Genomic DNA, 21,477 nt, shown 5'->3' on the forward strand with positions numbered 1-21,477 from the left:
ACTTCAATTCAGTATTTCCGTATGATGCGCGGCCTTTGTTTGCTCGATGGTAAACAATTCAAATTCACTTTACTTTTCTGGACGAGCTACTTTTGATTTCTACCGCAAATATCACTATGCAATTTGGCGCTGAGCCTTTGTTTGAAAACATCTCGGCTAAATTTGGCCATGGCAATCGTTATGGGCTAATTGGTGCTAATGGCTGTGGAAAATCCACCTTTATGAAAATCCTCAGTGGTGAGTTAATACCCAGTGCCGGTAACGTATCTGTTACCCCAGGAGATAAAGTAGGGACATTGAGCCAAGACCAGTTTGCTTTTGAAGAATTTACAGTAGTTGATACTGTGATTATGGGCGACACCAAGCTCTGGGAAGTGAAGCAAGAGCGAGACGCTATTTACTCAAAGCCAGAAATGAGCGAAGCAGATGGGATGCATGTGGCCGAGTTAGAAACCCAATTTGCTGAAATGGATGGCTATACAGCAGAAGCCAGAGCCGGTGAAATACTGTTACAAGCAGGTATCGCCGAGCATTATCATTTTGGATTGATGTCACAAGTCGCACCCGGTTGGAAATTGCGGGTTTTACTGGCCCAAGCGTTGTTTTCAAATCCTGATATTTTGCTTTTAGATGAACCCACCAACAACTTGGATATTTACACTATCAATTGGTTGGGTGAGGTGCTTAATGAACGTAAATGCACCATGATTATCATTTCTCATGACAGGCACTTTTTGAATTCTGTATGTACTCATATGGCCGATATCGATTACGGCGAATTGCGTATTTATCCCGGTAATTATGAGGCCTATCAGGCCGCGTCCTCTTTGATCCAAGAACAATTACACACCGAAAATGCCAAGAAAAGCGCTGAAATTGACGAATTACAAGCCTTTGTTAATCGTTTCTCGGCTAATGCTTCAAAGGCTAAACAAGCATCTTCTCGCGCCAGAAGAATGGAAAAAATCACCTTAGACGAAGTGAAATCCTCAAGCCGTCGCACCCCTAAAATCATCCTTAAACAACATAAAAAGTTACATCGCCAAGCTTTGACACTAGAACAGATGGGCCATGGTTTCGATGATAAACCCCTGTTTAACAACGCTGATTTGATTTTAGAAGCAGGCGCTAAGCTGGCAGTAATAGGAGAAAATGGCGTAGGTAAAACCACATTTTTACGTTGCTTAGTAGACGACCTGCAGGCCAGCGCCGGCGTAGTGAAGTGGTCTGAAAATGCCAGCATTGGTTATTGTCCGCAAGACAGCAGTGCCGACTTTGACAATGATCTTAGCCTATTCGATTGGATGTCGCAGTGGCGCACCCCTAAACACGATGATTTAGCCGTTCGAGGTCTATTGGGCAGTTTATTATTTAGTGCCGACGACTTTAACAAAAAAGCCAAAGTTTGTTCGGGCGGAGAGAAAAACCGCTTGTTATTTGGTAAGTTAATGATGACGGACATCAATGTGCTGATAATGGACGAACCTACCAACCATATGGATATGGAAGCGATTGAAGCCTTAAACAACGCCTTGAAAAAGTTCGATGGAACTTTGATTTTTGTGAGTCATGATAGGCAATTTGTTTCCTCACTAGCCACCCGCGTGATTGAAATTTGTGATCACCAAGTGATTAATTTCCAAGGTACATACAACGAATATCTAGCCAGTAGAGAGGCGGCACTAAAAGTTGCGTAAATAAAATGGACGGACCTTGTGATAGAGATACTAAGACAAGGTCTGCTTTAAATGTAGCGACCCAAGATATATTTTTCTGTCAGGCATCTGGTGATTAGGTGGAGCTGAAATTGCAATCTAGGGAATTATTGTTCAGCGGTAGTCTAAAACGTATTGTGCAGCAATTGCCTAGCATTTTTGTACGGGTACATCGCTCCTATATTGTTAACCTTGATAAAGTGGTCAGCCTTAAACGTGATGGTGAAAGCGGTTATCTTATTTTGACGAACGATACCCACATACCCGTTAGTCGCAGAATGATGCCGCAAGTGAAAGAATCACTCAATGCTTACTAAATTCACCCTCAGCCTAGCCAATCCCGCGCATTTCAAATACATTAATGGTATATAAATTTAGTTCTGGATTGACGAGTGCAAAATCACCAAGCTTCACCATTAAACGATTTTATTGAATATTCATTAGACGACATGCTGGCGCGATCTGAGCAGTTTTATGCCGATATAAAACGCCGCCATAGTATTCGTAGTTTTAGTGACAAAGCGGTACCAAGAGCCATCATAGAAAACTGTATTAAATCGGCAGGCACAGCGCCAAATGGAGCCAATCACCAGCCTTGGCACTTTGTAGCGATTCACTCACAGGATGTTAAGGCGCAAGTACGAGAGCAAGCCGAAGCCCACGAGAGAGGCTTTTATGATGGGCGAGGTGGTGACGAATGGTTAGGTGCTTTAAAACCCTTAGGTACAGATGCCGATAAACCCTATTTAGAAGAAGCTCCGTGGCTGATTGCTATTTTCAGTCAAAAAAATTCTGAAAAAGAAGATGGCAATACACAAACCAATTACTATGTTCACGAATCAGTAGGGATCGCCACAGGCTTTTTGATTAATGCCTTGCATCATTCAGGATTAGTCACCCTAACTCACACCCCAAAACCCATGAGCTTCTTGTCAAAAATATGTGGCCGCCCAGATAACGAACGACCATACATGCTTTTAGTTGTTGGTTATCCCAGCAAAGAAGCCACAGTGCCACACCACGCGAGTAACAAAAAGCCACTCAATGAGATTTTGAGCTTTTTGTAGATAAACTAATCCTTATTCAATAACCCTTTTACTTTATCTTTAAGTTTATCTTGCACTTTCTGCTTGGCTTGTTCCGCTAGGCGTTTTTTAGCTTCGGCTTTGGCGGCTTTAATAACGTTATCAAGCATGGCTTTAACTACTTCTAAACCCACTTGATTGGCTGGCATGCCATTTGGTTGGCCAATTGAGCCAGCACTAAATGTAGGTAAGGTTATTTCGTAAGATTTAGTATCTAGTTTTAGATCCCCTGTAGGCAGTTGTTCAAAATCTAGTTTTAGACGTACCTTACTGATCTCCACCTTTTCGACAATCACTAGCGGGTTGGCGGCTGCTTGCTCTGAGGTTTGTGGCTCACTTTTTGATTCAGAAAGTTTTGCAATTAAATTATTTTTTAATTCTAATAAGTTACCTTCACCTGATTGATTTACTTCATATAGGACTTCGGGGGCATTTATGCTAACTGTCTGGACAACATAAGGTTGGTTGATGATTTTACCCAAATCTAAGGTGATGTTATCGACACTCAATGCATCTTTATCGTTAAATCCCTGAGGATTTTTTATATGCAAGTCGATAATGCTCATACGCCCCTCAGCTAACGAAAGCTCCACTGCGGAAACTGACACAGGTGTTGCCAAGTATTGGCTGCCTTGTTTTTCTATTTGAGCCGCAATAAAATCCCCCGCGCCACTAAATATGTAGTAAATACCACTAGCGATCAGCAAAATAACTAACACAAAAATTCCAAGTACCTTTTTCATAAATATTTCCTACTAAGTTTTAGTTAAACCCGTTCCGGATAGCAACGCCTATAAATAGCGCTATTTTTGCCCTTACCTTAGCCTGCAACCAGTAAAATTCCAACTCATCAAGAGTTTGCCGCTAGTAATTACTTGGCAAAGTACGGATAATTGAGGCTAACTATATTTAGTATATTTATCATAAGGATTTTTCCATGAGCGATTTGCCCCAATGTCCTCAATGCAATTCTGCATTTACCTATGAAGACCGCGATATGTATGTGTGTCCAGAGTGTGCACACGAATGGCCTCAATCGGGTGAAGTAGATGAAGATACAAAAGTTATCAAAGATTCAAACGGCAATGTGTTGACTGATGGCGATACTATTACCGTTATCAAAGATCTTAAAATTAAAGGTTCGTCATCTGTAGTTAAAGTGGGTACTAAAGTTAAAAATATTCGTTTAGTCGATGGTGACCATGATATCGATTGTAAAATCGATGGGATTGGAGCGATGAAACTTAAATCGCAGTTTGTTAAAAAAGTATAAAAATAGCTGCTCGCGACGAGCTTCGAGTGGCTAGCAGGGAGTCAAAAACGCATAAAAAATGTGCTCAGAATATTAGTTTTTAAAACGCATTTTAAGGCATAATTGCGGCCTAGAAAATTGGGTTATTACCCACAACTTAGCAGGGGTCAAATGCAACAGATTACAATCACTACACCAGACGACTGGCATTTACATTTTAGAGACGGCGAGATGCTTGGCGAAACTGTGCCTGCTACTGCTAGGTGTTTTTCTCGGGCGATTGTGATGCCTAATTTAGTGCCTCCTATTGTGAACGCTAAATTGGCAATGGAATATAAAAATCGAATTTTAAATGCCCGTAATGAAGGGAGTCGTTTTGAACCTTTAATGACCTTGTACCTAACCAATCAAACTAGTCAACAAGATATCATCGACGCCAAGCAAGCAAGTGTAGTCGCTGCCAAGTTGTATCCAGCTGGCGCGACCACAAATTCTGCCGAAGCGGTGAGTGGGATTGAAGCTTTATATCCTGTTTTTGAAGAGATGCAAAAGCAAGGAATGTTACTGCTAGTGCATGGTGAAGTAACCGAAAACCATGTAGACATCTTTGATCGTGAAAAAGTTTTTATCGATCAATATATGGCGAAAATAGTCAAAGATTTTCCGGCATTAAAAGTGGTATTTGAACATATTACCACCCGCGATGCGGCAGAGTTTGTCTTAAGCAGTAGTCATAAGGTTGCAGCCACTATCACACCGCAACACTTGTTGTTAAACCGAAATGATTTGCTGGTAGGGGGGATTAGACCTCATAATTATTGTTTGCCCGTATTAAAACGCAGTACCCACCAAAACGCGCTCCGAAAAGCAGTGGCGAGTGGCTCAAAACAATTTTTCTTGGGTACTGATTCTGCCCCCCATGCTAAAATGGCCAAAGAAAACGCTTGTGGCTGTGCTGGGTGTTATAGCGCATGGAGTGCTTTAGAGCTTTATACCCAAGTATTTGACGAGTTGGATGCATTAGACAAGTTAGAAGGATTTGCGAGTTTTCACGGGGCTGACTTTTATGGGTTGCCTCGAAACACATCTAAGCTCACTTTAGTGAAACAACAATGGACAGTGCCAGAAACGGTGACTTTGCCAAATGGAGAGGCAATAGTGCCATTTTTTGCAGGACAAGCAGTGAATTGGAAGTTAGCCTAATATCTGATTTTTTTACTAATAAGTTTAATGTAGAGGCGTAAGTTTGTATAAAATTTCGTTATCCATTCAAAGGCAAAAGTTGTTTGTAGTAGGTGTGATTTTGCTATCAGTCTTTTGGATGACAGAGCTGTGCGCTAAACCTGCTCAGGTGCTACGTGTGGCGGTTCTTTATATAGAAGAGCCACCTTATATATACCCTTCTCCGAATTCAGGTTATCAGGGCATTTTTCCTAGTTTGGCACAAGCATTAAGTCGCGAATTAAATCTTGAATTAGTTTACATCCCAACCGGAAGAAAAGGATTAGAACAGCTAATTATTGATGGTAAAGCTGATTTTACTTGGTTATCACCGGATTGGGTCAAAAATAAAGAACAACTGATATTCTCCGAGTCTGTTTTTTTAACTCGAGAGTTTTTTTATAGTTTACTACCATTTTCTAAAAGTGATGAACCTATAGATTGGTTAAGAAATAAGAGTATTTGTCTTCGCCAAGATTATTTGTATCCAAGCCTAAATCAAATATTAGGAAAAGAAGAGGCCCAAACAACCAGAACTGTCAGGGTGTCTAGTCAAGTTTCTTTAATAAAAATATTGTTAAAAGAACGCTGCGATTTACTTTATACCAATGAATATCGAGCGAGTTGGATGAAAAACAGTTTAGGTATTGAACGTAATATTTGGCGCTCACCTAAACCGCTCGATCAAGCTAAAGTGGCCTTTATGTTTAATAAAAAGTGGGGTTCGAAGATGTCAGAGATTAATCAGGCTTTGAGTAACATTAAACGTACAGGTGAGTTAGACGACATTATAGAAACTCACGTCAACAAAAGAGAATATTTTGAATAAAGAATTTGCGTCATTAGGTCTCAATAATGCCTTGCTCGATAATTTAGAGTCTATGGGCTTCAAAGAAATGACCGAGATCCAAGCTATGAGCTTGCCTGCCATCATTGCAGGCAAAGATGTGGTTGGAAAGGCCAAAACAGGTAGCGGAAAAACTGCTGCTTTTGGTTTAGGTTTATTGCATAACTTAAAAGTGAAACGATTTCGAGTGCAAGCACTCGTTATGTGCCCAACCCGTGAGTTAGCCGAGCAAGTAGCGTTAGAGATCCGTAAATTGGGCCGTGGGATCCACAATATTAAAGTGCTCACTTTGTGTGGTGGTACGCCTATTGGACCACAAATTGGTTCGTTAGAGCATGGCGCACACATTATTGTAGGCACGCCAGGGCGCATCATGGATCACTTATTTCGCCAGCGTTTAGATTTAAGTGAAGTGAATACCTTAGTACTCGACGAAGCCGACAGAATGTTGGATATGGGTTTCGAAGTCGAAATGGCCAAGGTAATTGATGCCGTGCCACTCGACCGCCAAACCTTGTTATTTTCAGCGACTTATCCCGACACTATCGCGCAAATCAGCCGTGACGTGCAGCGTAATCCTTTGGAAGTTAGCGTTGAGGCCACGCACGAAACCAACAGTATCGAACAGCTCTTTTTTGAAGTGGAAGAGCCACATCGCGTCAAAGCAGTAGCGGCCATGTTAAGCCATTACCAAGCCGAATCTGCCATAGTTTTTTGTAATACTAAAATAGCCTGTCAGGAAGTAGCCGATGAACTCACTGCCCTAGGTGTATCAGCATTGGCTTTACATGGTGATCTAGAGCAGCGGGATAGGACTCAAGTGTTAACTCGTTTCTCAAATCGCAGTGTGGCCGTTTTAGTGGCAACAGATGTGGCGTCTCGTGGGTTAGACATTAAAGAAGTCAATGCGGTGATCAGTTATCAGATTACCCCGGATCCCGAAGTACATATTCACCGCATTGGGCGAACTGGCCGCGCCGATGCAAAAGGCTTGGCCTTAACTTTGTGCACGCCCAAAGAAATGCACCGCGCCAATGCCATTGAAGATTATCAAAAAGCCAAAATTAAGTGGACTGGTATACAAGCACTGCGTTTTCACGCCAATCGCCTTATACAGCCTGAGTTTGCCACTATATGTATAGACGGCGGTAAAAAAAGCAAAATCCGCCCTGGTGATATCTTAGGTGCGTTAACCAAAGATGCTGACATTGATGGTAGCGATATAGGTAAAATCAATGTAACCGCAACTCATACTTATGTAGCGGTGAAAACTCGCAGTGTTAAACGAGCACTGAAACAGTTTAACGAAGGCAAATTGAAAGGGCGTAAGTTTAAAGCTAGAAAGTTGAGTTAAAAGCAACTTGGAGCTAATAGCTGCGAGTTTCGAGTAAAAGAAAATGTAGAGAGTTTGTTTCCAATGATTGAATATTCGTGGGGATCCCTCTGGGTCTGAGTCAAATTAACCAATTATCTAACTCTGTTGTTTTTTCTAGATTGTTTCCTTACCTTAGGTGCTATGTAATTGTAATCTGAGTTCTCAATCTGCCTATTTAGGTATAAATACATTTTCTTTCTCTGATCCCACTGCTTTGTCAACCAAAGCCTTATTTATTGGGTTGAGTGTGTCGTATGCTGGATTGTTGAAGGCTTTTTTGGCGTAGGGCCGAGATAAGATGACTGTCATCATAATTTTGATTTAATCCTGCTCTGTTCCCAGTAATCCGTTTAATTTTTGGTAATTCGTTGCTGAAAAAGCGAATGATGTTTTTTTGGCCAGACATGAATGTCACTCTTATTTAGGTTTCTTAGTAGCAGCTCAGATCGAGGAGCAGAAGGTGAAATACTGTTATTAAATTATCTTAATCGGATTTCTTTAAGTACGGACTCAGGATTATTTTTTGCGTTTGAATCTAAGTTGAATAAACCTCAGTAAATCTATCCCCCGCTATCTCCTTGGTGAATTATAGAAGCAACAACTATCTTAAATGTGAGATGACTTGTGATACCTCAGTGGTCACTTCTTTATGCGGAATGGTATGAGTAGCGTATTGCGGATTCAGCAGAAAAGGACACCAAACATCCGTTAAATAGAGAATAATGCCTAGGTACTTAAAATAAAGTTTCCCCATTTTTACTGTTGCACGATAAATGTTGGCAAGATTTTATTAGCTAAATAGTCGTTTTGTAATGGGTTTAAGCAAGAGCGGATTCTATGTATAGTAAATTTTCATTGAGAGGACGTGCTATTTTCTAAGGGCATAAGGTAGCCACTTACAGGAGCAAGTAAGCGTTGTTAACATCACAATATCGAAAGGACATTGATGGGCTGAGAGGCATCGCAGTGCTGTCTATTATCGTGTATCACTTCAATAAAAGCTGGCTTCCTGGCGGGTTTATTGGTGTCGATATCTTTTTCGTTATTTCTGGGTTTCTGATCTCGCAACGCATATTGCAAGAACTTCAAAATCAGACGTTTTCGTTTAGTGGGTTTTATAAACAAAGAATTAGACGGATCATGCCAGCGATGCTGGTTGTTGTGACAACGACATTAATTTTTGCGCAATTCATACTAAGGCCAGAAGATGCAGAAAAAGTTGCTGAATCGTCAATTTGGTCGCTGCTCAGCTTAGCAAATGTTTACTTTTGGTTATTTGAGAATAGCAATTATTTTGCCGCGTCGAGTGAGCAACTCCCCTTACTGCACTTATGGTCATTGGGTGTAGAAGAACAATTTTATTTATTGTGGCCTTTGGCTATGGTTTTGCTGTTCAGCTTAAAATCAGTCCGCTTGTCCCTTAGCCTGTTATTAATCATTGCTTTGTTGTCATTTTTATTGGGCCAATTATTTTTTCATTCTGCCCCATCCTTTACTTATTACATGTTACCCAGCAGGGTGGGGGAGTTGTTGGGAGGGGCGATACTCGCTTGGTTACTATCTGAAAACAGCAAATTAGCTGCTCCTAATGCCTGGACGACGCTCTGTGCATATGCAGGGGGTATTATTCTGGCGGGGTCTTTTGTTTTACTTAATGAGGAAATGATTTTTCCCGGTTTTGCAGCACTACTGCCAACATTAGGCACCGCGCTACTCATCTTTTCGGGTTATGCTGGTGATTCAGTCCCTACAAGGGTGTTGAGCCACAACTATCTGGTTGGGATTGGGTTGATCTCTTACTCTGCATATCTTTGGCATTGGCCGGTATTAGCGTTTTATCGTTATGGGCACCACGAAATATCTGTATTCGTGTCGTTATTATTATTTGCTCTTATCCTGCTATTAGCTTATTTCAGTTACGCTTTTATCGAGCAGCCTTTGAGGCGTAATAATGTATCGCCATCTTCTGTCTTTCGTGGTTATTTGATTTTTCCTTCAGTGGCGATACTCTGTCTGGCTTTACTTTGTATGAAAATTGACGGATTTGGCTTGCGGTGGTTCAGTGATGGTTATAATCAGCAAGTATCTCAATTACGTAGTCAGCGGGCCCCTTCCTATAAATATGAGTATGTATGTCAGCGATCACGCCTAAGCCCAGTAGATCTGAGCAATGCAAACTGTGTTGTAGGGTATCAAAGAAACAACACAATGCCACGTGTGTTGTTATGGGGAGATTCTATGGCAAGTCATTATGTAGGTACCCTTGCTTCATTGGCAATAGAAGATAAGTTTGCATTCAAAAATTTACAGGTTGGAGCTTGCCCTCCAGTGTTTGGCGATGAGTCCCGCTTTACTCAGCCACAACGTTTAGCGGATTGCCAAGCTTCTAAAGTTATTATGCAGCAGGAGGTGAAAAAGTATGATGTAATTATTATTTCTGCTGCTTGGTCGTTTTATATGTGGAAGTCAGATACCTTCATCGATGTTTTCACTGAAACACTTCATTTGCTAGCCGAAAACGATAAAATAATTATTTTATTAGGAGAAATTGCCGCTTTTCCTTCCTTTGACCGTTGGTGCGAGGAAAAATCCCTTAGCTATCCTTTTATAAATTGTAATGTTGAAGCTGTCGAGTTAAGTCAAGAAGCACAAGATATTAATGCAACGTTGAGACGATTGGCACAGCAATACCCTAATGTCGAGTATGCAGATTTCAATGATTACCTCTGTAAAGACGGGGTATGCAAGGCCCAAGATAATGAAAACGTCGTATTGTATTTCGATAAGTATCACCTATCCATGCCCGGTTCTTGGAAGTTGGGTCGGAATATATTGGATGAGACCGGAGTATTCGCACCGTTTTCGTTTATCAAAAAAAGAATTAACCCATTAAAGGACTAAAAATTCAATAAATTGACTGTCCTTATAATTCGCTCACTTAAATTAAGCACGGAGTTTGTTTCAAATGTTTGATTACATTCAACAAATGTGGGAATTGGCTTTGCAAGGCAAAACTCAAGGTGTTTGGTTTTGGGCGGCGTTTTATACTTTTACTTTGTGTAGCTATTCAGTCATATTTCAATTACTAGTGCGTACTTGGCCTTCTACAACTGGGCAGTTAATTCACTCTGGTGTGGAAAAGTTAGGTGCTGCGGTCGTTTTGTCTGACCAGAATTACCAAGCCGGTGTGCTTTATTCTTATCAAGTACAGGGTAAAACTTATCAAGGAAAACGCATTTCACCTTGGGTAATAGTTGCCAGTCATAACGCCCAGTTTGTATTAAAAAAGCAACTTTCTAAAATTGATGTCACATCTGATGGTCGTTTATCTATTTATTACAAACCGTCTAATCCGGAAAAAAGTTGGCTTATTTTACCCAGCAAATTGGGTGTTTTTGTGACAGTTTTAATCGGTTTACTTCCCGCATTTGGTTTTTGGTTAGAATTTTATGGATAAAGCAGTACCTGTTCTTTATATTTTTTCTGGGCTACCTGGAGTCGGTAAAAGTACTTTGGCTTCTGCTTTAGCTAAACAAGTTGGTGCCACATATTTGCGGGTCGATGTTTTGGAACAAGGACTTAGAGATCTTTATCAAACCGAGGTTTATGACCAAGGGTATCAACTGGCATTCAAACTGGCGAATGACAACTTAGAACACGGTTTGTCGGTAGTTGCAGATTCGTGTAATTCAGTCGCGGAATCAAGAATAGCATGGCAACAAGTAGCGTTAGGACTTAGTCTTAATTTTGTTGATATTGAAATAATCTGTTCTGATAAAGACGAGCATCAACGTAGAGTCGAGACTCGTCAATCCAGTATTTCAAATTTAATTTTACCTTCATGGAAGCAAGTTCTAGAACGGGAATATCAGAGTTGGGATCATAAGGTCACTACAATAGATACTGCCGCTCAAAACAGGCATCAATCTATAGACAAGTTGTTTGAACTACTTGCTATCAAATATTGATGACAAGTAGTCAAAGATATGAAATTGAGATTTATTACTTGGCAAACTTATCAATAAATCTGTCGGTTCTGCCTTGTGTTGTTTGGCGCAAACACATTTTTATTTAGACTGAATTAACGTTAGTACCTAAGGCTGCATCACCAAAATATCTGTTTTTAATAAGGCTAAAACACTTTCGGCGGTATTTCCCATGAGTTTAGCTTTTAAGCCTTTGCGCCCGATACTACCCATAATGACCAAGCCAGCGGCATGTTTTGAGGCGATACTCGGTATTACTTTAGCAGCGTCGCCCGCTTTGATATGAATGTTCTGTTTGGGAAGAGCATAGTCTCCCAGCATTTTTTGAATTGCGGGGAGATATTTTGCTTTGGCATCTTTAACGGCGGCTTTGGTATCAATGATCCCTAAATCCTTTAATACAGGTGAAATAGGTAGGCTATAACAGATATGCAAAGGCATATCGGCACTGTTAGCAAAACTTATCCCTGCATCGAGTAATTTTTGATTGAGTGCTTGCTTAGATTTAACGCGAGTGCCTAAATCAAGTGACACCATTATGGATTGCTTCTTACGCCACTTTTTCTCGGCAACCAGTAAGGTTGGTACTAGATTATTGCGCATTAGATGCCAGTCGGTGGGCACATAGAATGACTCTTCGCTGCGGTGTCCTGTCTTTATGATCAGATCGTAACTGTGAGAGGCACAGTGTTTTATAACCCATGAGAAAATATCCTTTTCCCACACCACTTCACTGCTTGATTGTGATTGTAGGCTGAAAGTGGCAATTTGCTCATTTAGCCAAGTGTGTCCTGAAGCAAGAATTTTATCTTGAATATCAAGCTGTTCTGTATCACTTAAATCAGCATTGAGCCGAGCAAGACTTTCATGATGAAAAGCGACAACGTGGAGTTTAGCTTCATAACGCTCTACCAAGGACTTGGCATGAGCTAAGGCGCTTTGTTTCTTGTCTTGTTGGTCGGCAATGACCAAGATATTCTTAATTTCCATCTGTGCCTCTTAAAGTGTGCTTGCAACTGAATACTACGCATTCTAAGCAGGAAGGCATTGATCTACAACAATAATCGGTAGAAGGGAAATAATACCAAATCACATATATGGGACTATTAAAAGAAAGCTTTAGTAAAAGATAAGAAGACTGAAGAAAGTAGTTATTTACATTCTTCAGTCTTGCCAAGCGATAAATTTATAGTTCGCCTAATCTTGCATCTTTAGAAGGCGAAGTGATCCACTGGCTTACGTCGCGAGCCATGGATTTAACGTCGCGGCCAAGTAACGAACAGGTTCCCTTAAAAGCACCAAAAGCACCGCCAGATGAGGTGCGCTGTACCGCGAATGAACCAATAACCTTGCTATTTTCGGTAAGTTTGCCAACGGCATGAACCATTTTTCCGCCTGTCCAGCCACCGCCACCCGCACCATGCACTCGGTCTATTTCTACATGCAAACGTTTGCTGACTTTTTTAGCTTCATCTGAACTGGCTCTGACCACTGTCATGCCTGCATCAGAGATATATTGGTCAAGAAAATTGGCAAACTTATCTTCCAAATTGCATTCATTTCTGACCGCTGATTTTACATTAGCGTTTTTTGCAAACCCTACTTCATCATCAATCACTACTGAATCTGCAAATACTTGACCACATAAAAGTATCCCGATTATTGGCGTTTTGAGTAAATGTTTAGCGTACATCGTGCTTCCTTATTTCAATTACATTCAAGGCAATTCAAATGAATAAAAATCAGAATTGCCATAACATTTAGCTGTTCATTGTTGCTAAAGGGTACTTTTCGTTAACGAAATTCCCAAATTTGAACAGGTTAATATTAAGTTAAAGCATCAGGATGTAAATAGCAGTGCAAAATTAATAAGAACCTGATAATAGCGTCCTCAAATTAGGTATTTAATAATTCAGATTTAAAACCATTGAGTAATTCCTTTCGGGAGTTAAAACGGAAGACTTCTGAAATAAAATTCTAAAGCGAAAGTCACTATATAAAATCTTCAACGGACATTCTGAATTGAATTCTTTAACTATTTGTATATTACATTGATGCTCGCTAAAGCAGTAAAATATTCAGCTAAAGCCGCTTTTGAGACGCTACCAAACTGATAACTTAAGCGGTCGTGTATTTCAGTTAGACTGCGTTTTCCGTTTATCAAATTTAATGCTTCATAGCTCTTTTCATAGCCATTAGTCTGTTTGGGTAGCTTTAAGTTGGCGTAAATTTGGTGGTCAAGTTTGTCTTTGAGGTAGGAATATCCAAATCCATTCATGGTACCTTTGATAGACTTGTTACGCCTATAGATGATTGTGTTAGGTGTTGAATGACCTAATTTGAGAAACGGCTTTAATGTATTTAGGTCACTATGAAGTGTTGTAAGGTCAGTCAATTGAGAATAAGTGCTAATTGAATTGATTATTTGCTTTTCATTCGACAAATAACCTCGACTAATAGCAGCCTGTAAACTTTCATTTTTTCTTGACTTAGATAATAACTCGACAACATTTCCCGCACGTTTAATAAGGTTCGCCCTTAATGTTTCAATTAACGCTTTCTCATTGTTAGCTCCAAGATTAGCTAGAATAGTGGCTTGAACTAGACCAATAAAGGCTGCGCGTTTAAGTTTAGTTGGGTCAATATTTGCGGCCAAATCTTTAGTAGTATGGATGTAGCGATCTGGCCAGTCATGCATATATGTAATGGGTATAGCCCAGCTACCTGATGCAAAAACATCATGATCACTGCCTACCGAGAGCCATTCCTTTTGTGCTAGTAAAGGTTCTCTACCTCCTGTAGATGAGATGAGTTTAAAAGGTGTATCTACACCACCTGCAAAATCTAGCGTGTGTTTATTCACAAAGTCGATGATAGAAAAAGCAATGTCGCCGCTAATATCTGCAACACTTGATGGACCTCGAGAAAGTCTAAAAACAGCTTTAGTTACTGGTCCTCCGCCAACCATATCCATGTGAACTACATGTTTAAATTGCTTTGCGAGGTCGGGTTTAGCATTCAACAGAATAAGACTGGCTTCAATTTCAGCTGGCCAAATAAATCGAATACTTCTTCTAGGAGGGGGAATTCTACCTGAATCAATGAGTACTTTTAATGTCCTTGCTACTTCAAGGATTGCCACACAGCCACTAGCATTGTCATTGGCTCCAGGTCGAGGGTGATCAAGGTGACAACTAAAGACAATTTCTTCTTTGGTTAATTGAGGGTCGCTACCATCAATACGGGCATTAACAATTTGGTACTCACCAACCTCTCGTCGCGCCTTAATTTTCGCGTGGAAACGGATTTTTTCACCTTTTCCCAATCTTGATTTAAGTCTTCTGGCTTCCCCTAAGGTGGTCATAAACCCGAAGGTTGGGTAATCTCTAAATGAAGATAAATGCCCCCATCTAACTAAGTTGTCATCTAGTTGCCACCAAGCAGATTTTTGATTAGCTGCATAGGAAAGTACACCAACAGCTCCATATTTAACGATAGCCAATGCCTCAACAGCAGCTGGTTGGCTAGATGTTAAGACTATTTTCCCTTTAATCTTTTTGTCTTGGTAATCAGACTCTGAAGTCCCTTCTCCAATATCAACTAAGTAAGCTTCAGTATCGACACTGTCGCTATCTTGAACAAGAGTAAGGGGGCGAGCAGACCAGTCGGCCATTTTTATTGAAGGGTGCCATTTCTCATCTCTTTTTTCTAACTCCCAGAGTTCTGCAAAACTAACATTCCAAGCAAGTCGAGACTTTTGGGTACCAAATAAAGTCTTTCCATCAGCGGGAAAAGTGAGCAAGTTCGCATCTTTGTAGCCATAACTGCGTAGTTGTTTTAGTACGTGGTCAGCTGCCAAATTAAATTCTTTACTGCCTCTCATTCGGTGGAAAAGGGTCATTTGATCGAGATTGCGTTTAGCATGAGATCCTGATACTTCTCTAGCAATGTCTATTAGGGATTGTTCTTTGATTAAGCTGGAAAGATCATTTGCAAAAAGTTTTGCACTCATTGAACAAAGGATTAAAAGAATAAATAATCGACGCATATAAAATTCCTGTAATAATGATTTTGTAAAACAATCAAAGTATTAACCTAAACCTTTGATAGATGAAATGAAATGAAAATGTAATATATTAATAAGATCCTTTGGCACGAGAAGATCTTTAGATATTGTAATACTCTGATGAAAATGAAGAGCGAAACTGATATTTGGCAGTTTAAAGACGATACTTATTATTGCTAATTAGTGTTTATTTTTTGAATGGTTCAAACTGAGTTTATATGTATGAGGGAAGTAAATGCCTAAAAATAGTCTACCTAATCTCGACGAAATATTGGCCGTGTCGACATGTGAATATGCTGAAGGGTTATCTCGGGATCAGTTTGTGAATCCAGAAATCTATCCACTTTGGTCGCAGATCCCTAGAATTGCGGGCCCTGCTTTTACTGTGAAATGTGGAAAAGACGACCATTTAAGCTTACATGCCGCTATCTATCGGGCTAAGCCCGGTGACGTATTAGTAGTACAAGCAGGCTCTGAGTTTGCCAGTGCGGGTGGTAATGTATGCGCTGTGGCACAAAAGCGTGGCATTGTAGCTATGGTGATTGATGGCATGGTCAGAGATATTGCTGAGATTCGAGATAACCAATTTCCAGTGTACGCCAGGGGCGTGATCCCAAAGCCAGCAGGTAAGAGACAAATCTACCCTTTTAATCAGACAATTGAGTGCGGCGGTGTAACAATTAGTGGTGGTGATTTTATTGTGGCAGATGAAGACGGCATTGCGGTAATTCCTAAAGATAAGTTGCAAGAGGTGTATGACTTAGCTAAAGCGCGTACTGATAAAGATGCCGCGATGAATTTAAGCGAATGGCAAGCGCAACATTCGAAAAAAATTGAATCGAAATTACAAGAATTAGGGTATTCTGGTTAGCTTAATTTAGAAAACGCCTGTTAGATATTGAGATTAACAGGCGGCGTAATTCCAAGGTCAATATTCTGCATGTTTTCATTTTTTGAACGGTTAACTAATCCGTTTCCCGTTGAGCATCCTAAGCAACCTCCAAAAACCATTTTTGCTTTTTGTCGATATTACTCGAAAGGCATGTGGCCAGTTATTTTTATGGTGTCGATTTTATCCGCCGTCATTGCGATCCTTGAAGTGTCGTTGTTTGGGTTTCTTGGGCAACTTGTCGATTTATTGGCTCAAAGTGATAAAGAAACTTTTTTACAACTGCAGTCGGGCAATCTTATTTGGATGGGGGTGTTGGTGTTAGTGGTGTTGCCAGTATTGGTGATCACCCAATCATTTTTGTCCCATCAAGGGTTAATGGGCAATTATCCTATGCAAATTCGTTGGCAAGCTCATCGTTATATGATGGGGCAAAGTCTAGGTTTTTTTCAGAATGAGTTTGCAGGACGCATTGCCACTAAAGTGATGCAAACGGCGTTGGCCGTTCGTGAAGCAGTGATGAAAACATTGGATATTTTGGTATACGTGGGTGTGTACTTTATCAGTATACTATTTTTAGTTTTTTCCGCTGATTGGCGTTTAAGCGCGCCGTTATTGATTTGGTTGGTTGTGTATTTAGTGGTGTTACGCATTCTTATACCAAAACTCAAGCGGGTATCGCAACGTCAAGCCGATGCGCGGTCAATGATGACGGGCCGTATTGTCGATAGTTACACCAATATCACCACAGTAAAGTTGTTTGCCCACACCAGCCGTGAAGAAGACTATGCTAAAGAGGGCATGTTTGGCTTCTTAAAGAGTGTTTATCCGCAAATGCGCCTAGTAACTGTGTTGTATGCTTGTGTGTGGTTTAGCAATGCCCTGTTGGTTTTTTGTATTTCTGCACTAGCGATATATCTTTGGATGCTTGACTTAGTTACGCCAGGAGAAATCGCCATTACCATAAGTTTGTGTTTGCGTCTTAATGGCATGTCGCAATGGGTGATGTGGGAAGTCTCTTCGTTGTTTGAGAACATAGGTACTGTACAAGATGGGATCAATAGCTTGGCTTTGCCTGTTGAGGTGCAAGATACACCTACCGCTAAAACGTTAGAAGTCAGTGGAGGGGCGATTCATTTCGACAAGGTAAACTTTGGTTACTCGGGCGCAAATAATCGCCCTATTACTGTTTTTAATGATCTTGATATTAAAATTAAAGCAGGTGAAAAAGTTGGGTTGGTAGGGCGTTCAGGTGCAGGTAAGTCAACCTTAGTGAATCTATTACTGCGTTTTTACGATATTCAAAGCGGCCGTATCACCATAGACGGACAGGACATCAGCAAAGTAAAGCAAGAAACCTTGCGCGCCAATATTAGTATGGTGACTCAAGATACCTCTTTGTTACATCGCTCTGTACGCGACAACATATTGTACGGGCGTTTGCATGCTAGTGACGAGGATATGCTTAAAGCTGCAAAGCAGGCTGAATCCCATGATTTCATACAATCATTAACTGATATGCAGGGTAGAACCGGCTACGATGCCCATGTGGGCGAGCGTGGGGTGAAACTTTCTGGAGGGCAACGACAACGTATCGCTATCGCCCGTGTTATGTTAAAAGATGCACCTATTTTGATTTTAGATGAAGCCACATCGGCTCTTGATTCAGAAGTAGAAGTGGCGATTCAACATTGCTTAAATAAAGTGATGGAGAATAAAACGGTGTTGGCTATTGCCCATAGGTTATCAACCATTGCACAAATGGACCGATTACTAGTACTAGACCAAGGTAAAATTGTCGAATCAGGTACACACGCAGAGTTGATTAACCAAAACGGTATTTATGCCAAATTGTGGGCCCATCAAACTGGCGGTTTTATTGGTTTGGAATAAAAAATATTATTGAGTATAGGTGGTGGGTTTGAAAGCGAACTCTACAAAATATCTACTATGCTGCGTTTTCTTCGTTAGCTATTTTTTACATACTAGCGTTAATGCACAGGATAAACCTAAGCATTTGACCTTTTCTTATATTGATCACCCTGTGATCATAAAGGATATTATTCCTATAATAGAGCGAACTTATTTGGAATTAGGTATTCCTATTGATCTGATGATGTTCCCCACGCACCGTAACTTAATGGCGGTGGAGTCTGAAGAGGTTGATGGCGATGTCGGCTTCAGTGAATTAGGTTTGAGAGGTTACGACACCTTAATTAAAATAGAGCCATCAATGGTGACTGCCTCTTTTGTGCTGCTATGCCTTCCTGATGTTGTATGTAGTGAAGAGGTTTTGTTTGATGATACCAATGCCATTGTTACCACAGATACACTGCTAAAGAGTTTGAACACTTTCTATTCTAAACCTTTGAGCGACGCTTTTTATAAAATCAACAATTTGTCTGTTATTGCCAATCTTATACTCGGAAAACGTTTTCAGTATGGTGTTTACGTTGCGGGAGAAAATCAGGATTTGGGCGCTGAGATGCAACATCTTAAAGTTATCGAGTTGTTCAAGGCGCAAACTTTCCATACAGTCCACAAAAAATATGCCTTTATGAAGAATGAAATTAGTGCTGCATTGAAGCGTTCGCTAAAAATTGCCCAAGTACAGCATAATTAAATTGAGTGAGGATCTTAAGTTAATGGAAGTGAGTTTGTGATAAGTATACTGGTGCAGGGGTTCTTGATTTCAGGTGGCTTGATAGTTGCCATAGGTGCGCAAAACGCCTTTATCTTAAGACAAGGATTACTTGGGGAGAAAGTATTCTATGTATGTGCGCTATGCTTTTTCTGTGATGCGGCATTAATCAGCCTAGGTGTGTTAGGGGTGGGTTCGGTTTTACAACAGTCACCATTCTTTCTTAACGCCTTAGCAATATTTGGCGCGGCATTTTTATATTGGTATGGCTGCCAATCTTTTTATAGAGCGTATAGAGGAAATAGTCATTTACATATTGGGCACCAAGGCAGTAAACAGCAAACCCTCACTAAACTGCTATTAACAACACTGGCCATCACGTTACTTAATCCTCATGTATATTTGGATACCTTAGTGATCATAGGTGGCATAGGCGCTACATTAGGCGGCGAAGAGAAACGCTGGTTTCTAGTGGGCTCATTATTCGCATCATTTGTATGGTTCTTTGGTCTTGGCTATGCCTCGAAAAAGCTGATCCCTTACTTTGAAAGCAGTAGAACTTGGGTGGTATTAGATTCAATCATTGGCGTGGTGATGTGCTGGATTGCCACAGGTTTGGCCGCCTTTGTTTATCAGAACCTAGCTTCCTAACTCGATGGTGAATTCATCGATTATTGACAATTTTGTTGCACCAAAATGTTTTGAAGAGATCCAGATACTTTTTGAAGATGAATTTTTGTTGGTTATTAATAAACCCAGCGGGCTATTGAGTCTATCGGGTAAAAATCCTCTGAATAAAGATTCGGTTCACTATAGATTAGCGCAGCAGTACCCTGAAATTAGGCTAGTTCATCGACTGGATTTAGGCACATCAGGGATATTGTTATTAGCTAAAGACAAAGTAACAAATGCCAAACTTACTAAGCAATTTCAAACCCAAACAGTAGTAAAACGTTATGTGAGTGTTCTAGCGGGAAAATTGCTGACTAACCAAGGTTTGATTGATTTGCCCATTGCCAAGGATGCGACACTTTTTCCTCGGCTTAAAATTTGCCATCAAGAGGGCAAACCATCGCAAACTCAATATAGTGTTCTTGAACGGTATGCTAATCCAAGTCGCACTAAGGTTTTATTCACACCTTTGACTGGAAGAACCCATCAACTGCGCCTTCATAGCCAAGCAATTGGCCATGCTATTTTAGGTTGCGACTTGTATGGTACTGCCGCAACGCAAGCTATGGCCTCTAGGCTGTTGTTACATGCTTTGGACATTAGATTTGAACACCCGCATTTGCATCAACCTATTACTTTGACCAGTCCATGTCCCTTCTAATGTGCTTTGCTAAAAATTGAGTAAAGCCGCTAATAATCCTATTAAACCACCAAATACTCCGCCCCAGACGACTAACCAACCTAAATGTTGTTTAATCATGGCTTGAATAATTTCCTTGACCATTTTTGGTGTCAGTTCATCTAGACGTTGCTCAACAATTTGACTGATTTTATGATGAAGATCGTGTTGCACGTCGGGTTGGGTTAACTCCTCTTGGAGCAGCAAAGCAAACTCAGGATTTTGAGTAATATGCTGTAGCGCAGCGCCCATTTTATCGACAAAAGGTTGGCGCATGGGCTCTAAGGCTTCCTCTCCACCAAACATGCCTAGCATCTGGCCAAATGACGATGCTTTGATCACTTCAACTAAAGAATCGAAGGTGGGGGCTAAGTCCACTTTTTTTATAATTGGTGCTAAATCTAACTGCACCGGCTTTTTATTCTCAGTTAAAAACCTCTGAATGTTTGTTTCGCTAAAAAACTGCTCCATGACTAAAGTACGAATGCCTTTTTTGAAATCCTCAAAACGTTGTGGTATTACGCCAGAACCATATAAGCCAGGCACTTTTTCAAACAACATATGGACTGCTAGCCAATTAGTGAGGGCGCCAGATACAGCAAATAAACCGATACTTTTGATCACAACATTTTCTAATATAAAACCCACTAACATAAGGGCAAAGGCCAGCCCGTTGGTAATAATACTTTTGTTCAAAGAAACGACTCCAAAATTTTAAAATTATAAAGAGGTTTATATCAGTAAAAAGCAAGCTGTCAAACTACCATATGGTAAAGGTGTTACTTTAATTCCTTTTGGTTAATCTTCTTTAATTTTTCTGCTTGTATCCCATGTGCCAATAAGTATAATACGCCTCCCTCCTTGATAGTGATTCAGCATTTTTCCCGAAAAATTGATGATTTAACAAGGCTGGTGTAACTAAAATTTGCGGATTAGATGGTAATTTAAATCTGATTATCGCACCAAAGTTTTAGGGGTGTAGTTCCAATTGGTAGAACAGCGGTCTCCAAAACCGATGGCTGGGGGTTCGAATCCCTCCACCCCTGCCA

General features: G+C 40.5%; 21 protein-coding genes and 1 tRNA gene. 16 read left to right on the forward strand and 6 right to left on the reverse strand.

What is annotated here, in order from left to right; translation table 11 throughout:
- The first annotated feature begins 92 nt into the window (after positions 1-92).
- The 3 genes from Q0688_RS26375 (at position 93) to Q0688_RS26385 (ending at position 2,782) form a co-directional block, all read left to right on the forward strand.
- Positions 93-1,697: an ABC-F family ATPase gene (locus Q0688_RS26375; protein WP_299084679.1), complete on the forward strand. Its 1,605-nt coding sequence runs from the start codon at positions 93-95 to the stop codon at positions 1,695-1,697.
- A gap of 110 nt (positions 1,698-1,807) precedes the next feature.
- Entirely contained in the window at positions 1,808-2,032 is a 225-nt protein-coding gene (locus tag Q0688_RS26380) for a LytTR family DNA-binding domain-containing protein (protein ID WP_299084682.1), read from the forward strand.
- A gap of 75 nt (positions 2,033-2,107) precedes the next feature.
- Positions 2,108-2,782, forward strand: a complete 675-nt coding sequence (locus Q0688_RS26385) for a nitroreductase family protein (protein ID WP_299084685.1) — start codon at positions 2,108-2,110, stop codon at positions 2,780-2,782.
- Positions 2,783-2,787: 5 nt separating this feature from the next.
- On the opposite strand, the gene Q0688_RS26390 is transcribed toward Q0688_RS26385, so the two are convergent.
- Positions 2,788-3,543 (reverse strand): hypothetical protein, encoded by a 756-nt coding sequence (locus tag Q0688_RS26390; RefSeq protein WP_299084688.1) that lies wholly within the window; start codon positions 3,541-3,543, stop codon positions 2,788-2,790.
- 194 nt (positions 3,544-3,737) lie between these two features.
- Here Q0688_RS26390 and Q0688_RS26395 point away from each other — a divergent pair, with 194 nt between their 5' ends.
- The 4 genes from Q0688_RS26395 (at position 3,738) to dbpA (ending at position 7,474) form a co-directional block, all read left to right on the forward strand.
- A complete protein-coding gene (locus Q0688_RS26395) occupies positions 3,738-4,073 on the forward strand; it encodes a zinc ribbon domain-containing protein YjdM (protein WP_299084691.1) in 336 nt (111 codons plus the stop codon).
- Positions 4,074-4,223: 150 nt separating this feature from the next.
- The gene (gene pyrC, locus Q0688_RS26400; protein WP_299084694.1) at positions 4,224-5,255 is read left to right on the forward strand and encodes a dihydroorotase; all 1,032 of its coding nucleotides are present in this window, start codon (positions 4,224-4,226) and stop codon (positions 5,253-5,255) included.
- A 43-nt stretch (positions 5,256-5,298) separates the two neighbouring features.
- Entirely contained in the window at positions 5,299-6,102 is an 804-nt protein-coding gene (locus tag Q0688_RS26405) for an ABC transporter substrate-binding protein (protein WP_299084697.1), read from the forward strand.
- The gene (dbpA, locus tag Q0688_RS26410; protein WP_299084700.1) at positions 6,095-7,474 is read left to right on the forward strand and encodes an ATP-dependent RNA helicase DbpA; all 1,380 of its coding nucleotides are present in this window, start codon (positions 6,095-6,097) and stop codon (positions 7,472-7,474) included. The genes Q0688_RS26405 and dbpA overlap by 8 nt, the downstream gene beginning before the upstream one ends.
- Positions 7,475-7,666: 192 nt before the next feature.
- Here the strand turns inward: dbpA and Q0688_RS26415 are convergent, their stop codons facing one another.
- Positions 7,667-7,807, reverse strand: coding sequence for a hypothetical protein (locus tag Q0688_RS26415; RefSeq protein ID WP_299084703.1), 141 nt, complete (start codon positions 7,805-7,807; stop codon positions 7,667-7,669).
- Positions 7,808-8,410: 603 nt separating this feature from the next.
- On the opposite strand from Q0688_RS26415, the gene Q0688_RS26420 reads away from it, so the two are divergent.
- The 3 genes from Q0688_RS26420 (at position 8,411) to Q0688_RS26430 (ending at position 11,463) form a co-directional block, all read left to right on the forward strand.
- Positions 8,411-10,396, forward strand: a complete 1,986-nt coding sequence (locus Q0688_RS26420; protein WP_299084706.1) for an acyltransferase family protein — start codon at positions 8,411-8,413, stop codon at positions 10,394-10,396.
- Positions 10,397-10,460: 64 nt separating this feature from the next.
- Positions 10,461-10,952, forward strand: coding sequence for a DUF3592 domain-containing protein (locus Q0688_RS26425; protein ID WP_299084709.1), 492 nt, complete (start codon positions 10,461-10,463; stop codon positions 10,950-10,952).
- Complete coding sequence (locus Q0688_RS26430; RefSeq protein ID WP_299084712.1) at positions 10,945-11,463, forward strand: AAA family ATPase; 519 nt, start codon at positions 10,945-10,947, stop codon at positions 11,461-11,463. Before Q0688_RS26425 ends, Q0688_RS26430 begins: the two co-directional genes overlap by 8 nt.
- Positions 11,464-11,589: 126 nt before the next feature.
- Here Q0688_RS26430 and Q0688_RS26435 read toward each other — a convergent pair whose 3' ends face one another.
- From Q0688_RS26435 to Q0688_RS26445, 3 genes are all read right to left on the reverse strand, one after another.
- A complete protein-coding gene (locus tag Q0688_RS26435) occupies positions 11,590-12,471 on the reverse strand; it encodes a universal stress protein (protein ID WP_299084715.1) in 882 nt (293 codons plus the stop codon).
- A 196-nt stretch (positions 12,472-12,667) separates the two neighbouring features.
- The gene (locus Q0688_RS26440) at positions 12,668-13,174 is read right to left on the reverse strand and encodes a hypothetical protein (protein WP_299084717.1); all 507 of its coding nucleotides are present in this window, start codon (positions 13,172-13,174) and stop codon (positions 12,668-12,670) included.
- A 342-nt stretch (positions 13,175-13,516) separates the two neighbouring features.
- Positions 13,517-15,529, reverse strand: a complete 2,013-nt coding sequence (locus Q0688_RS26445; protein ID WP_299084720.1) for a M28 family peptidase — start codon at positions 15,527-15,529, stop codon at positions 13,517-13,519.
- A gap of 253 nt (positions 15,530-15,782) precedes the next feature.
- Here Q0688_RS26445 and Q0688_RS26450 point away from each other — a divergent pair, with 253 nt between their 5' ends.
- From Q0688_RS26450 to Q0688_RS26470, 5 genes are all read left to right on the forward strand, one after another.
- Positions 15,783-16,418 carry an RraA family protein gene (locus Q0688_RS26450; RefSeq protein ID WP_299084725.1) on the forward strand — a complete coding sequence of 212 codons (636 nt, stop codon included), beginning with the start codon at positions 15,783-15,785 and terminating at the stop codon, positions 16,416-16,418.
- A 69-nt stretch (positions 16,419-16,487) separates the two neighbouring features.
- Positions 16,488-18,329 carry an ABC transporter ATP-binding protein gene (locus tag Q0688_RS26455; protein ID WP_299084727.1) on the forward strand — a complete coding sequence of 614 codons (1,842 nt, stop codon included), beginning with the start codon at positions 16,488-16,490 and terminating at the stop codon, positions 18,327-18,329.
- Between the two features lie 28 nt (positions 18,330-18,357).
- Positions 18,358-19,059 carry a hypothetical protein gene (locus Q0688_RS26460; RefSeq protein WP_299084730.1) on the forward strand — a complete coding sequence of 234 codons (702 nt, stop codon included), beginning with the start codon at positions 18,358-18,360 and terminating at the stop codon, positions 19,057-19,059.
- 36 nt (positions 19,060-19,095) lie between these two features.
- Positions 19,096-19,728, forward strand: a complete 633-nt coding sequence (locus tag Q0688_RS26465) for a LysE/ArgO family amino acid transporter (protein ID WP_299084732.1) — start codon at positions 19,096-19,098, stop codon at positions 19,726-19,728.
- A 4-nt stretch (positions 19,729-19,732) separates the two neighbouring features.
- On the forward strand, positions 19,733-20,410 hold the full coding sequence (locus Q0688_RS26470) for a pseudouridine synthase (RefSeq protein ID WP_299084734.1): 678 nt from the start codon (positions 19,733-19,735) through the stop codon (positions 20,408-20,410).
- 9 nt (positions 20,411-20,419) lie between these two features.
- On the opposite strand, the gene Q0688_RS26475 is transcribed toward Q0688_RS26470, so the two are convergent.
- Positions 20,420-21,124 (reverse strand): DUF445 family protein, encoded by a 705-nt coding sequence (locus Q0688_RS26475; protein ID WP_299084737.1) that lies wholly within the window; start codon positions 21,122-21,124, stop codon positions 20,420-20,422.
- 276 nt (positions 21,125-21,400) lie between these two features.
- Here Q0688_RS26475 and Q0688_RS26480 point away from each other — a divergent pair.
- Positions 21,401-21,477, forward strand: a tRNA-Trp gene (locus Q0688_RS26480).

The sequence above is a fragment of the uncultured Paraglaciecola sp. genome, from assembly GCF_937123705.1.
In the GTDB taxonomy this organism is placed as follows: domain Bacteria; phylum Pseudomonadota; class Gammaproteobacteria; order Enterobacterales; family Alteromonadaceae; genus Paraglaciecola.